Origin of the sequence: Petropleomorpha daqingensis (assembly GCF_013408985.1) — a bacterium.
In the GTDB taxonomy this organism is placed as follows: Bacteria; Actinomycetota; Actinomycetes; order Mycobacteriales; family Geodermatophilaceae; genus Petropleomorpha; species Petropleomorpha daqingensis.
Genome location: NZ_JACBZT010000001.1, coordinates 4138454 through 4151635 on the forward strand (window position 1 = coordinate 4138454; position 13182 = coordinate 4151635).

A 13182-nucleotide genomic window follows, 5' to 3' on the forward strand; every position below is an offset into this window, starting at 1 on the left:
CGGCGGCAGGGACAATCGTCGGCATGCCCGCCGTCGAGAACGCACTGGACCCGGAGGTCGCCGCGCTGCTGCGCCGCGATCCCGCGGGGCTGGTCGCCGCCGTCGTCCAGCAGCACGACACCGGTGAGGTGCTCATGCTCGCGTGGATGGACGACGAGGCGCTGCACCGCACCCTGACGACCGGTCGGGCCACGTACTGGTCGCGCAGCCGGCGCGAGTACTGGGTGAAGGGCGAGACCTCCGGGCACCGGCAGTGGGTGCGCGAGGTGCGCCTGGACTGCGACGGCGACGCGCTGCTGGTGCTCGTCGACCAGGAGGGCCCGGCCTGCCACACCGGCGAGCGCTCGTGCTTCCACCGGCCGCTGTCGGCGGAGGTGGCCGCGTGAAGCTCGGGGAGACCAGCCCGACGCGGGAGGAGTTCGCGCAGCTCGACCAGCCGGTCGTCCCGGTGACCCGCAAGCTGCTCGCCGACGCCGAGACCGCGGTCGGCATCTACCGCAAGCTCGCCGCCGGACGGACCGGCACGGTGCTGCTCGAGTCCGCCGAGCAGGGCAAGCAGTGGTCGCGGTTCAGCTTCGTCGGCGTCCGCAGCGCCGGGGTGCTGACCGAGACCGACGGCGCCGCGCAGTGGCTGGGGGAGCCGATCGCCGGCCTCACCGACGCGCTGCCCGCCGACCCGCTGGCCGCCGTCCACACGCTGGCCAGAGCGCTGCGCTCGCCGCGCACCGAGGGCCTGCCCCCGCTCACCGGCGGGCTGGTCGGCTACCTCGGCTACGACGTCGTCCGCCGCCTGGAGCGGCTGCCGGTCATCAGCACCGACGACCTCGGCATGCCGGAGCTGGCGATGATGCTGGTCACCGACCTCGCCGTGCTCGACCACCACGACGGCACGGTGCTGCTCATCGCCAACGCGCTCGAGCGGACGCCCGAGGCCTACGACGACGCGGTCACCCGGCTCGACGCGATGGCCGCCGACCTGGTGAAGGCGACCCCGCCCGGGGTCGCCGTCCTGGAGACCGCCGAGGCCCCGCCGGTGCGCAGCAACATGGCGTCGGGCGTCTACGAGGACGGCGTCGAGCGGATCCGTGAGCACATCCGCGCCGGCGACGCCTTCCAGGTCGTGCTCAGCCAGCGCTTCGAGCTGACCACCGACGTGGACGCGCTCGACCTGTACCGGGTGCTGCGGGTGACCAATCCCTCGCCCTACATGTACCTGCTGCGCTTCGCCGGCCGCGAGACGCCGTTCGACGTCGTGGGCTCCTCGCCGGAGGCGCTGGTGACGGTGACCGGCTCGTCGGCCGTCGTGCACCCGCCGGCCGGCACCCGCCCGCGCGGGGCGACCCCGGAGGAGGACGTCACGCTCGCCGACGACCTGCTGGCCGACCCCAAGGAGCGGGCCGAGCACGTGATGCTGGTCGACCTGGCCCGCAACGACCTCGGCCGGGTCAGCGTGCCGGGCACGGTCGAGGTGCCCGACTTCATGCGGATCGAGCACTACAGCCACGTCATGCACCTGGTCTCGACCGTCGCCGGGCAGGTCGAGCACGACCGGGACGCTCTCGACGTCTTCGACGCCACCTTCCCGGCCGGCACGGTGTCGGGGGCGCCCAAGCCGCGGGCGATGGAGATCATCGAGTCGCTCGAACCCACCCGGCGCGCGCTGTACGCCGGCACCGTCGGTTACCTCGACGCCGGGGGCGACATGGACATGGCGATCGCGATCCGCACCGCCGTCCTGCACCAGGGACGGGCGTACGTGCAGGCGGGCGCGGGGATCGTGGCCGACAGCGACCCGGCGACCGAGGAGGCCGAGACGCGGCACAAGGCGCGGGCGGTGCTGTCGGCGATCGCGACGGCGGAGGGCCTGAAGGAGGTCCGGTGAACGCGCGCCGCGAGCTCACCGGGGCCGTCCTCGGGGCGGCCGTGGCCGGCGGGCTGGCGCTGTTCGCCGCCGGGCAGCGCTGGGCCGGGGTGACCGCGGAGCGCCCGCGGCCGCTGCCGCCGGTGGTCGGGTCGCTCACCGGGTCGGCCGCCGCGCCCCTGGTCCCGGCGATGGGACTGCTGCTGCTCGCCGCCGCGGTCGCGCTGTTCGCCGTGAGCGGGGTGGTGCGGGCGGTGCTGGGCGGCGTGCTGGTCGTCGCGGGGGGCGTGCTCGTGTGGTCCGCCGTCCGGGCGCTGAACGGTGGCCTGGCCGAGGCGTCCACCCAGCTGCCCGGGGTCGGGCGGGTCGCGGGCCCGGTGACGGTCGATCCCGCGGCCGGCTGGCCGGTGGCCGTGATCGTCGCCGGGCTGCTCGCCGTCGCCGTCGGGCTGCTGGTCGCCGTCCGGGGACGCGGCTGGCCCGGGATGGGACGGCGGTACGAGCGTCCCGGCGCGCCGGCGGCCCGTCAGCGCACCGAGGAGGAGCGGGCGACCGACGCGTGGCGGGCGCTGGACCGGGGAGAGGACCCGACCGCGGACCCCGCGGAAGCGCCGTCCGACGCGCCCGGGTCAGGGACGCATTAGCAGGTCGCAGGGCGCGCCGAACCCCCGCCCCCTGGCAGGGGCGGTCGTCGGTCCCTTCTAGAGTGGGTCCACCGATCCGGCTGGTGAGGGGATGTACCCGTGCGAAGTCCGAGAAACCCCGGAGAAGTGTGCGCGAGCCCACTCCGCGGGACGACGTCATGACGGAGATCCCCCAGCAGCACGGCACCGTGCTCGACGCGATCCTGGTCGGCGTCCGGGAGGACGTCGCCGCCCGCGAGGCGCTCACGCCCCTCGAGGAGGTCAAGGCCGCAGCCGCCGCCACCCGCCCCGCGCTCGACGCGCTGGCCGCGCTGCGGGCTCCCGGCGTGGGCGTGATCGCCGAGGTGAAGCGGCAGAGCCCGAGCAAGGGCCCGCTGGCCGAGATCCCCGATCCGGCCGAGCTGGCCCGCCAGTACGCCGCCGGCGGGGCGCGGGTGATCAGCGTGCTCACCGAGCGGCGCCGCTTCGGCGGCTCGCAGGCCGACCTGGACGCCGTCCGGGCCGCGGTGGACGTACCGGTGCTGTGCAAGGACTTCGTCGTCTCGGCCTACCAGGTGCACGAGGCGCGGGCGCACGGGGCGGACGTCGTCCTGCTCATCGTCGCCGCGCTGGAGCAGAACGCGCTGATGGGACTGCTGGAGCGGGTCGAGTCGCTCGGCATGACCGCGCTGGTCGAGGTGCACACCGAGGCCGAGGCCGACCGCGCGCTGGGCGCCGGCGCCTCGGTGATCGGCGTCAACGCCCGCGACCTGACCACCCTGCAGGTCGACATGTCCACCTTCGAGCGGATCGCGCCGGGGCTGCCCTCGGGGATCGTGAAGGTGGCCGAGTCCGGCGTGCGCGGCCCGCGCGACCTCATCGCCTACGCCGCCGCCGGGGCCGACGCCGTCCTGGTCGGGGAGGGGCTGGTCACCGCCGGCGACGCCCGCCAGGCCGTCGCCGACCTGGTCACCGCGGGCTCCCACCCCGCCACGCCACGCGCCGCCCGCTGACCCCTTCACCGCTTCCGCGGGGACGCGCGGGACAATGGCGCCATGACGACCAGCTCGCTGCACCCGCCCGAGGACCGTCTCGTGCCGGCGCGCCCGAGCTGGCCCGACGAGACCGGCCACTTCGGGATCTTCGGCGGCCGCTTCGTGCCCGAGGCGCTGATCGCCGCGCTCGACGAGCTGACCGAGGCGTACGAGGCCATGCGGGTCGACCCCGCGTTCATCGCCGAGTTCGAGCGGCTGCAGCGCGACTACACCGGCCGGCCCAGCCCGATCACCGAGGCCGCCCGCTTCGGTGCGCACGCCGGCGGCGCACGGGTCCTGCTCAAGCGCGAGGACCTGAACCACACCGGCTCGCACAAGATCAACAACGTGCTGGGCCAGGCGCTGCTGACCAAGCGCATCGGCAAGGAGCGGGTCATCGCCGAGACCGGCGCCGGCCAGCACGGCGTGGCCACCGCCACCGCCGCCGCGCTCATGGGCCTGTCCTGCACGATCTACATGGGCGAGGAGGACACCCGCCGCCAGGCGCTCAACGTCGCCCGCATGCGGCTGCTCGGCGCCGAGGTGATCCCGGTGACCACCGGCTCGCGCACGCTCAAGGACGCGATCAACGAGGCGTTCCGCGACTGGGTCACCAACGTCGAGACGACGAACTACGTCTTCGGCACCGTGGCCGGGCCGCACCCGTTCCCGGCGATGGTCCGCGACTTCCAGCGGGTCATCGGCGACGAGGCCCGCGCCCAGGTGCTCGAGCGGGAGGGCCGGCTGCCCGACGCGGTCCTCGCCTGCGTGGGGGGCGGTTCCAACGCGATCGGCATCTTCACCGCCTTCGTCCCGGACGACGGCGTGCGGCTGGTCGGCCTGGAGGCCGGGGGCGACGGCGTCGCGACCGGCCGCCATGCGGCGACGATCACCGGTGGGACGCCGGGCGTGCTGCACGGCGCGCGGTCCTACCTGCTGCAGGACGAGAACGGGCAGACGATCGAGTCGCACTCGATCTCCGCGGGCCTGGACTACCCGGGCGTCGGCCCCGAGCACTCCTACCTGCACGACATCGGCCGGGCCGAGTACCGCGCGGTCACCGACGCCGAGGCGATGGAGGCGTTCGCGCTGCTCTGCCGCACCGAGGGGATCATCCCGGCGATCGAGTCGGCGCACGCCCTCGCGGGAGCGCTGACGCTGGGCCGCGAGCTCGGCCCGGAGGCCTTGTTGCTGGTCAACCTCTCCGGCCGCGGCGACAAGGACGTCGAGACGGCCTCGCGCTGGTTCGGGCTGGGCGACCACGACGACGCCGAGCCCGGCCCGGGCCTGGACACCGACCAGCAGCCGACCGAGGGTGCCGTGTCCAACGACGAGGCCGTCCCCGGCCACGAGGCGGGGGAGAGCGCATGAGCACGCTGGCCGAGGCCATCGCGGGCGCGAAGGCCCACGACCGCGCCGCGCTGGTCGCCTATCTCCCCGTCGGCTACCCGGACGTGCCCACCTCGATCGCGGGGATGGTCGCCGCGGTCGAGGCCGGTGCGGACATCGTCGAGATCGGCATCCCCTACAGCGACCCGGGCATGGACGGGCCGGTCATCCAGCAGGCCGTCGACGTCGCCGTCCGGGCCGGGGTCGGCATGCGCGACGTGCTGCAGGCCGTCGAGGCGGTGGCCGCCGCGGGCGCCGTCCCGGTGCCGATGAGCTACTGGAACCCGATCGAGCGCTACGGCGTGGCCCGGTTCGCGCGCGACCTGGCCGCCGCCGGGGGAGCGGGCGCGATCACCCCCGACCTGATCCCCGACGAGGCGGCCGAGTGGCTCGCCGCGTCCGACGAGCACGGGCTGGACCGCGTGTTCCTCGTCGCGCCGTCCTCCACCGAGGCCCGGCTGCGCTCGACCACCGCGGCCTGCCGCGGCTTCGTCTACGCCGCCTCGACGATGGGCGTCACCGGCACCCGGGCCACGGTCAGCGACACCGCCGAGAAGCTCGTGGCCCGGACCCGGGCGGTCGCGCCGGACCTGCCGGTCTGCGTCGGGCTGGGTGTGTCGAACGCCGAGCAGGCGGCGGAGGTCGCCTCCTTCGCCGACGGCGTCATCGTCGGTTCGGCCTACGTGCGGCAGATGATCGACGGCGGTCCGGACGCCGTCCGCGCGCTGTCCGCGCAGCTGGCCGACGGGGTGCGCAGAGGGGTACGGGCATGATCCTCGCGAGCATCCCCAGCCCGGCGCAGGGCGTCTGGCACCTCGGCCCGCTGCCGGTGCGGGCGTACGCGCTGTGCATCATCGCCGGGATCATCATCTGCTGCTGGATCAGCGAGAAGCGCTGGGTGGCCCGCGGCGGGGCACCCGGCGACGTGCTCGACATCGCCGTCTGGGCGGTGCCCTTCGGCATCATCGGCGGCCGGCTCTACCACGTGATCACCACGCCCGAGCCGTACTTCGGCGAGAACGGCGACCCGCTCAAGGCGTTCGCCATCTGGGAGGGCGGCCTCGGCATCTGGGGCGCGATCATCCTCGGTGGGGTCGGTGCCTGGATCGCCTGCCACCGCCGCAAGATCCCGCTGCCGGCGTTCGCCGACGCCATCGCCCCGGGCATCCTGGTCGCCCAGGCGATCGGCCGGCTCGGCAACTACTTCAACCAGGAGCTGTACGGCCGGCCCACCGACCTGCCGTGGGCCCTCGAGATCGACCCGGCGCACCGGGTGCCCGGCTACGAGAACGTCGCCCTCTACCACCCGACGTTCCTCTACGAACTGGTCTGGAACCTGATCGCCGCCGGGCTGGTCGTCTGGGCCGACAAGCGGTTCCGGCTCAGCCACGGGCGGGCCTTCGCGCTGTACGTGGCGCTGTACTGCCTGGGCCGCGGCTGGATCGAGATGCTGCGGATCGACACGGCCGAGCACTTCTTCGGCCTGCGGCTCAACGTCTTCACCTCGATCGTCCTCGGGCTGCTCGCCGTGGCCTACATGGTCTGGCAGCGCGGACGGCCGCGTGAGGTGATCGACCGGGGAGCGACGAAGGCCACATCCCGGTCGGCGAGGGCCTCGCGAGGGCCGAAGGCGGCCGTCGAGGCGTCCGACGCCGAGGGGCAGACCGCCGACCGGGTCGCCGCTGACCAGCGAAGACGCGGGGATGCAGAACCCGACGCAGACGCCTGAGCACGACGCGCCGCGGAGAAGGTTTATCGGTACAGGCCGTGTGTTACGGCTGTGTACCCTTCTGTCGCGACCCGCCAGCGATCCTGAGCGGGTCCGCATCCGTCGGAACCGGGCCAGTGCCGCCCCGTGGACGACCGCCCAACGGACACCCGCCCGGTGGGCTCCGCGAGTCGAGGCCGCCAGGACGTACGCGTCCGGCGACGCGGCTCCACCGCCGCCCACCTTTCGAACACCCCGGCTCTCGCCCGCGACCTCTTCCCCCAGGCGCGGGACCACGCCGACGACGGGAGTGACATGTCCGACCTCACCGCCCCCGCCGTGCCCATGTCCCCGCTGACGCGGCCCGCGGTGCCCTTCTCCGCCGTCCCGGCGGCGCACGGGCTGTACGACCCGGCCAACGACAAGGACGCCTGCGGCGTCGCCTTCGTCGCCGACGCCCGGGGACGACGCTCGCGCGCCATCGTGGCGGCCGGGCTCACCGCACTGCACAACCTCGACCACCGCGGCGCCGCCGGCTCCGAGCCGAACTCGGGCGACGGCGCGGGCATCCTCACGCAGGTCCCCGACGCGCTGCTGCGCGCCGAGGTCGACTTCGAGCTGCCGCCGATGGGGGAGTACGCCGTCGGCGTGGCCTTCCTGCCGGTCGACGAGACCGAGCGCGCCGCCCGGGTCGAGGACGTCGCCCGCCTGGCCGCCGAGGAGGGCCTGACCGTCCTCGGCTGGCGCGAGCTGCCGGTCGACCCCGACGGCGCCGACGTCGGCCCGACCGCCCGCGCGGTCATGCCGCACTTCGCGCAACTGTTCGTCGCCGAGACCATGGCCGCGCGCGCCGACGAGAAGGCCTTCGGCGGCAACGTCGAGTGCAACGGCGTGAGCCGGCTGGAGCGGCGCGCCTTCGTGCTGCGCAAGCGGGCCGAGCGCTCCGCCCGCGAGGCCGGCAGCTCCCTGTACCTGCCGTCGCTGTCGTCGCGGACCATCACCTACAAGGGGATGCTGACCACCGACCAGCTGCCGGCGTTCTTCCCCGACCTGCGCGACGAGCGCTACGAGTCGGCGATCGCCCTGGTGCACAGCCGGTTCTCGACCAACACCTTCCCGAGCTGGCCGCTGGCCCACCCGTTCCGGCTGATCGCGCACAACGGCGAGATCAACACGATCAAGGGCAACCGCAACCGCATGCGGGCCCGCGAGTCGATGCTCGAGACCCAGCTGTTCGACGCCCCCGAGGGCAGCCCGGCCGCCGAGCTCGGCCTGGAGCGGATCTTCCCGATCACCGCCGGCGACTTCAGCGACTCGGCGACCTTCGACGAGGCGCTCGAGCTGCTGCACCTGTCCGGCCGGTCGCTGCCGCACGCGGTGCTGATGATGATCCCGGAGGCGTGGGAGAACCACGACGAGATGGACCCGGCCCGCCGGGCCTTCTACCGGTTCCACGCCTCGATCATGGAGCCCTGGGACGGGCCGGCCGCGGTGGCGTTCACCGACGGCACGCTCATCGGCGCGGTCCTCGACCGCAACGGCCTGCGCCCCGGCCGCTGGTGGCACACCAAGGACGACCTCGTCGTCCTGGCCAGCGAGGTCGGCGTGCTCGACATCCCGGCCGCCGACGTCGTCGCCAAGGGCCGGCTGCAGCCGGGCCGCATGTTCCTCGTCGACACCTCCGCCGGGCGGATCGTGTCCGACGAGGAGGTCAAGGGCGCCCTGGCCGCCGCGCAGCCGTACGACGACTGGCTGCACGCCGGGCTGGTCCAGCTGCCCTCGCTGCCGGAGCGGCGGCGCGCGCGGCCCAGCCACGAGTCGGTCGTGCGCCGGCAGCTGGTGTTCGGCTACACCGAGGAGGAGCTGCGCGTCCTGCTGACGCCGATGGCCTCCTCCGGCGCCGAGCCGATCGGCTCGATGGGCACCGACACCCCGGTGGCGGCGCTGTCGGACCGCTCGCGGCTGCTCTACGACTACTTCGGGCAGCTGTTCGCGCAGGTGACCAACCCGCCGCTGGACGCCATCCGCGAGGAGCTGGTGACCAGCCTCGGGCGGACCTTCGGCCCGGAGCAGAACCTGCTCGAGGCCGTCCCGGCGTCCTGCCGGCAGGTGTTCCTGCCGTTCCCGGTCATCGACAACGACGAGCTGGCCAAGATCCTGCACATCGACGACGACGGCGACCTGCCCGGCTTCGCCGCCGTCCGGATCACCGGTCACTTCGACGTCAACGGCGGCGGCCCCGGCCTCGCCCAGGCGCTGGAGGACCTGCGCACCAAGGTGAGCAAGGCGATCGCCGCCGGCGCGCGGGTCATCGTGCTGTCCGACCGCGACGCCGACGAGAAGCGCGCGCCGATCCCGTCGCTGCTGATGACCGCCGCGGTGCACCACCACCTGATCCGGGAGAAGACCCGGATGAAGGTCGGCCTGGTCGTCGAGTCCGGCGACTGCCGCGAGGTGCACCACGTCGCGCTGCTGCTCGGCTACGGCGCCGCCGCGGTCAACCCGTACCTGGCGTTCGAGAGCGTCGAGGATCTCATCCGCGACGGCTCGCTGGTGGGCGTCGAGCCGGCCCAGGCGATCCGCAACATGGTCAAGGCGCTCGGCAAGGGCGTCCTCAAGGTCATGAGCAAGATGGGCATCAGCACCGTCGGCTCGTACACGATGGCGCAGATCTTCGAGGCCATCGGCCTGTCGCGGGAGATCGTCGACGAGTACTTCACCGGCACCTCCGCCCCGCTCGGCGGCGTGGGCATCGACGTCCTGGCCGAGGAGGTCGCCGTCCGGCACCGCCGGGCCTATCCGCCGAACCCGACCGAGCGGGCGCACCGCCGGCTGGAGACCGGCGGCGAGTACCAGTGGCGCCGCGAGGGCGAGGTGCACCTGTTCAACCCCGAGACGGTGTTCCTGCTGCAGCACGCCACCCGGTCGCGGCAGTACGAGGTCTTCGAGCGCTACACGCAGACCGTCGACGAGCTCTCGGCGGACGCCGCGACGCTGCGCGGCCTGTTCACGCTGAAGACCGGCGTGCGCGCGCCGGTGCCGATCGACGAGGTCGAGCCGGTCAGCGAGATCGTCAAGCGGTTCTCCACCGGCGCGATGAGCTACGGGTCCATCTCGCAGGAGGCCCACGAGACGCTCGCCATCGCCATGAACCGGCTCGGTGCCCGCTCGAACACCGGCGAGGGCGGCGAGGACCCCGACCGCTTCGTGCCCGACCCGAACGGCGACCTGCGCCGCTCGGCGATCAAGCAGGTCGCCAGCGGCCGCTTCGGCGTCACCAGCGAGTACCTGGTCAACGCCGATGACATCCAGATCAAGATGGCCCAGGGCGCCAAGCCCGGTGAGGGCGGCCAGCTGCCCGGCCAGAAGGTCTACCCGTGGGTGGCGCGCACCCGGCACTCCACGCCGGGCGTCGGCCTGATCAGCCCGCCGCCGCACCACGACATCTACTCGATCGAGGACCTCAAGCAGCTGATCCACGACCTGAAGAACGCCAACAACCAGGCGCGGGTCCACGTCAAGCTGGTCTCCGAGGTGGGGGTCGGCACGGTCGCGGCCGGGGTGAGCAAGGCGCACTCCGACGTCGTCCTGATCTCCGGGCACGACGGCGGCACCGGCGCGGCGCCGCTGACCTCGCTCAAGCACGCCGGCTCGCCGTGGGAGCTCGGCCTGGCCGAGACCCAGCAGACGCTGCTGGCCAACGGGCTGCGCGACCGGATCACCGTGCAGGTCGACGGGCAGATGAAGACCGGCCGCGACGTGATCATCGGCGCCCTGCTGGGTGCCGAGGAGTACGGCTTCGCGACCGCGCCGCTGGTCGTCTCCGGCTGCGTGATGATGCGCGTCTGCCACCTGGACACCTGCCCGGTCGGCGTCGCGACCCAGAACCCGGAGCTGCGCAAGCGGTTCACCGGGCGGCCGGAGTTCGTCGTCACCTTCTTCGAGTTCCTCGCCGAGCAGGTCCGGGGCTACCTCGCCGAGCTGGGCTTCCGCTCGCTGGACGAGGCGATCGGCCACGTGGAGCTGCTCGACACGCGCAAGGCGGTCGACCACTGGAAGGCCGCGGGCCTGGACCTCACACCGGTGCTCGCCGTCCCGGAGCTGCCCGAGGGCACGCCCCGGCGGCGGGTGCGCGAGCAGGACCACGCCCTCGACATCGCGCTGGACCAGACGCTGATCCAGCTGTGCGAGGGAGCGCTGCTCGACGCGCGGCCGGTCAGCCTCGAGCTGCCGGTGCGCAACGTCAACCGCACGGTCGGCACGATGCTCGGCTCGATGGTCACCCGCCGCTTCGGCGGCGAGGGCCTGCCCGACGGCACGATCGACCTGACCTTCACCGGGTCGGCCGGGCAGTCGTTCGGCGCGTTCGTGCCCCGGGGCATGACCATGCGGCTGTTCGGCGACGCCAACGACTACGTGGGCAAGGGCCTGTCCGGCGGGCGGATCATCGTCCGGCCGGCGCGCGAGGCCACCTTCGCGGCGGAGGACAACGTCGTCGCGGGCAACGTGATCGGCTATGGCGCGACCGGTGGCGAGATCTTCCTGCGCGGCCGGGTCGGCGAGCGGTTCTGCGTGCGCAACTCCGGTGCGCTGGCCGTCGTCGAGGGCGTGGGTGACCACGCGCTGGAGTACATGACCGGCGGGCGCGCGGTGATCCTCGGCCCGACCGGCCGGAACGTCGCGGCCGGCATGTCCGGCGGCATCGCCTACGTGCTCGACCTCGCCGTGCACCGGGTGAACACCGAGATGGTCGACATCGAGCCGCTCGACGTCGAGTCCGCGCAGTGGCTGCGCGACGTCCTGGTGCGCTACTCGGAGGACACCGAGTCGCCGGTGGCCGGGGCGCTGCTGGCCGACTGGGGACGCTGGGCCGACCAGTTCAGCGTGATCATGCCCCGCGACTACCGCCGCGCTCTCGAGGCGCAGCGGATGGCGGAAGCGAACGGTACGGATGTGGACAGGGCGCTGATGGAGGCTGCTCGTGGCTGACTCGACCGGTTTCCTCAAGTACGAGCGGAAGCTGCCGCCGCGGCGCCCGGTCGACCTGCGGCTGCTGGACTGGAAGGACGTCTACCTCTCCCGCAAGAACGGGGAGGACGAGGTCTTCCCGCTCGCCGACGTCCGGGAGCAGGCCGCCCGCTGCATGGACTGCGGCATCCCGTTCTGCCACCACGGCTGCCCGCTGGGCAACCTCATCCCCGAGTGGAACGACCTGGCCCGCCGGGACGACTGGTCCGAGGCGATCGAGCGGCTGCACGCGACCAACAACTTCCCGGAGTTCACCGGGAAGCTGTGCCCGGCGCCGTGCGAGGGCTCCTGCGTGCTCAACCTGCAGGAGTCGCCGGTCACGATCAAGCAGATCGAGTGGGAGATCATCGACCAGGCGTTCCAGCGCGACCTGGTGACGCCGCGGCCGGCGCAGGAGCGCACCGGCAAGAAGGTCGCCGTCGTCGGCTCCGGCCCGGCCGGGCTGGCCGCCGCGCAGCAGCTGACCCGCGCCGGGCACGACGTCACCGTCTACGAGCGGGCCGACCGGATCGGTGGGCTGCTCCGCTACGGCATCCCCGAGTTCAAGATGGAGAAGGCCGTGCTGGACCGGCGGCTGGACCAGATGCGGGCCGAGGGCACCCGGTTCGTCACCGGCGTCGAGGTCGGCGGCCCTGCGGACGGCGACCTGTCGGTCGAGCAGCTGCGCGAGGAGTTCGACGCCGTCGTCCTCGCCGGTGGCGCCACGGTCGGCCGCGACCTGCCCGCCCCGGGCCGCGAGCTCACGGGCATCCACCTCGCCATGGAGTACCTGCCCTTCGGCAACCGGCAGGCGCTCGGCGAGCTCGACGAGCCGCCGATCACCGCGACGGGCAAGCACGTGGTGATCATCGGTGGCGGTGACACCGGCGCCGACTGCCTCGGCACCGCGCACCGGCAGGGCGCGCTCTCGGTGACGCAGCTGGAGATCATGCCGGCGCCGCCGGACCGCCGTGACCACGGCAGCAACCCCTGGCCGACCTACCCGATGATCATGCGCGTCTCCAGCGCGCACGAGGAGGGCGGCGAGCGGCTCTACGCCGTCAACACCGAGCGCTTCCTGGGTCATGAGGACGGCCCCGCCCACGGCCACGTGCGCGCGCTGCTGCTCCACGAGGTCGAGCGGGTCGAGGGCCGGTTCCAGAAGATCGAGGGCACCGAGCAGGAGCTGCCCGCCGAGCTGGTGCTGCTGGCCATGGGCTTCACCGGCGCGCAGCGGGAGGGCCTCGTCGACACCCTCGGCGTCGAGGTCGACCAGCGCGGCAACGTCGCCCGCGACGGCGAGTTCATGTCCACCGTGCCCGGCGTCTTCGTCGCCGGCGACATGGGCCGCGGCCAGTCGCTCATCGTCTGGGCGATCGCCGAGGGCCGCGCCGCCGCGGCCGCCGCCGACAGCTGGCTGACCGGCGACTCGATGCTGCCCCGCCCGATCACCCCGACGGCGGTCGCGCTGCGCTGATCCGCTCGACCCGGGCCGGGTCCTCGCCGTGTGGCGGGGCCCGGCCCGAGTCGTCTCCTGGGCCGTGGGGTCCCCACTTTCGC

At 73.5% G+C, this 13182-nt stretch carries 9 protein-coding genes; all 9 read left to right on the forward strand.

Features of this window, described 5'->3' with window-relative positions; translation table 11 throughout:
• Nucleotides 1-23 precede the first annotated feature (23 nt).
• The 9 genes from hisI to GGQ55_RS20530 all read left to right on the forward strand — a co-directional run bounded on the left by hisI (nt 24) and on the right by GGQ55_RS20530 (nt 13099).
• On the forward strand, nt 24-386 hold the full coding sequence (gene hisI / locus GGQ55_RS20490) for a phosphoribosyl-AMP cyclohydrolase (RefSeq protein WP_179719915.1): 363 nt from the start codon (nt 24-26) through the stop codon (nt 384-386).
• Nucleotides 383-1882, forward strand: coding sequence for an anthranilate synthase component I (locus GGQ55_RS20495; protein WP_179719917.1), 1500 nt, complete (start codon nt 383-385; stop codon nt 1880-1882). Before hisI ends, GGQ55_RS20495 begins: the two co-directional genes overlap by 4 nt.
• On the forward strand, nt 1879-2505 hold the full coding sequence (locus GGQ55_RS20500) for a Trp biosynthesis-associated membrane protein (RefSeq protein ID WP_179719919.1): 627 nt from the start codon (nt 1879-1881) through the stop codon (nt 2503-2505). Before GGQ55_RS20495 ends, GGQ55_RS20500 begins: the two co-directional genes overlap by 4 nt.
• Nucleotides 2506-2663: 158 nt before the next feature.
• Nucleotides 2664-3497, forward strand: coding sequence for an indole-3-glycerol phosphate synthase TrpC (gene trpC, locus GGQ55_RS20505; protein ID WP_179719921.1), 834 nt, complete (start codon nt 2664-2666; stop codon nt 3495-3497).
• Nucleotides 3498-3539: 42 nt separating this feature from the next.
• Entirely contained in the window at nt 3540-4889 is a 1350-nt protein-coding gene (gene trpB, locus GGQ55_RS20510) for a tryptophan synthase subunit beta (protein ID WP_179719923.1), read from the forward strand.
• Nucleotides 4886-5680: a tryptophan synthase subunit alpha gene (gene trpA, locus GGQ55_RS20515; RefSeq protein ID WP_179719925.1), complete on the forward strand. Its 795-nt coding sequence runs from the start codon at nt 4886-4888 to the stop codon at nt 5678-5680. The genes trpB and trpA overlap by 4 nt, the downstream gene beginning before the upstream one ends.
• Entirely contained in the window at nt 5677-6636 is a 960-nt protein-coding gene (lgt, locus tag GGQ55_RS20520; protein ID WP_179719927.1) for a prolipoprotein diacylglyceryl transferase, read from the forward strand. The genes trpA and lgt overlap by 4 nt, the downstream gene beginning before the upstream one ends.
• Before the next feature lie 294 nt (nt 6637-6930).
• The gene (gene gltB, locus GGQ55_RS20525; RefSeq protein WP_218859360.1) at nt 6931-11604 is read left to right on the forward strand and encodes a glutamate synthase large subunit; all 4674 of its coding nucleotides are present in this window, start codon (nt 6931-6933) and stop codon (nt 11602-11604) included.
• Nucleotides 11597-13099 carry a glutamate synthase subunit beta gene (locus GGQ55_RS20530; protein ID WP_179719929.1) on the forward strand — a complete coding sequence of 501 codons (1503 nt, stop codon included), beginning with the start codon at nt 11597-11599 and terminating at the stop codon, nt 13097-13099. The genes gltB and GGQ55_RS20530 overlap by 8 nt, the downstream gene beginning before the upstream one ends.
• Nucleotides 13100-13182 lie beyond the last annotated feature (83 nt).

Bases quoted from the DNA above. Each gene is read 5' to 3' on its own strand.
- hisI (WP_179719915.1), top strand. From the start codon at position 24: ATGCCCGCCGTCGAGAACGCACTGGACCCGGAGGTCGCCGCGCTGCTG.
- trpC (WP_179719921.1), top strand. From the start codon at position 2,664: ATGACGGAGATCCCCCAGCAGCACGGCACCGTGCTCGACGCGATCCTG.
- trpB (WP_179719923.1), top strand. From the start codon at position 3,540: ATGACGACCAGCTCGCTGCACCCGCCCGAGGACCGTCTCGTGCCGGCG.
- trpA (WP_179719925.1), top strand. From the start codon at position 4,886: ATGAGCACGCTGGCCGAGGCCATCGCGGGCGCGAAGGCCCACGACCGC.
- lgt (WP_179719927.1), top strand. From the start codon at position 5,677: ATGATCCTCGCGAGCATCCCCAGCCCGGCGCAGGGCGTCTGGCACCTC.
- gltB (WP_218859360.1), top strand. From the start codon at position 6,931: ATGTCCGACCTCACCGCCCCCGCCGTGCCCATGTCCCCGCTGACGCGG.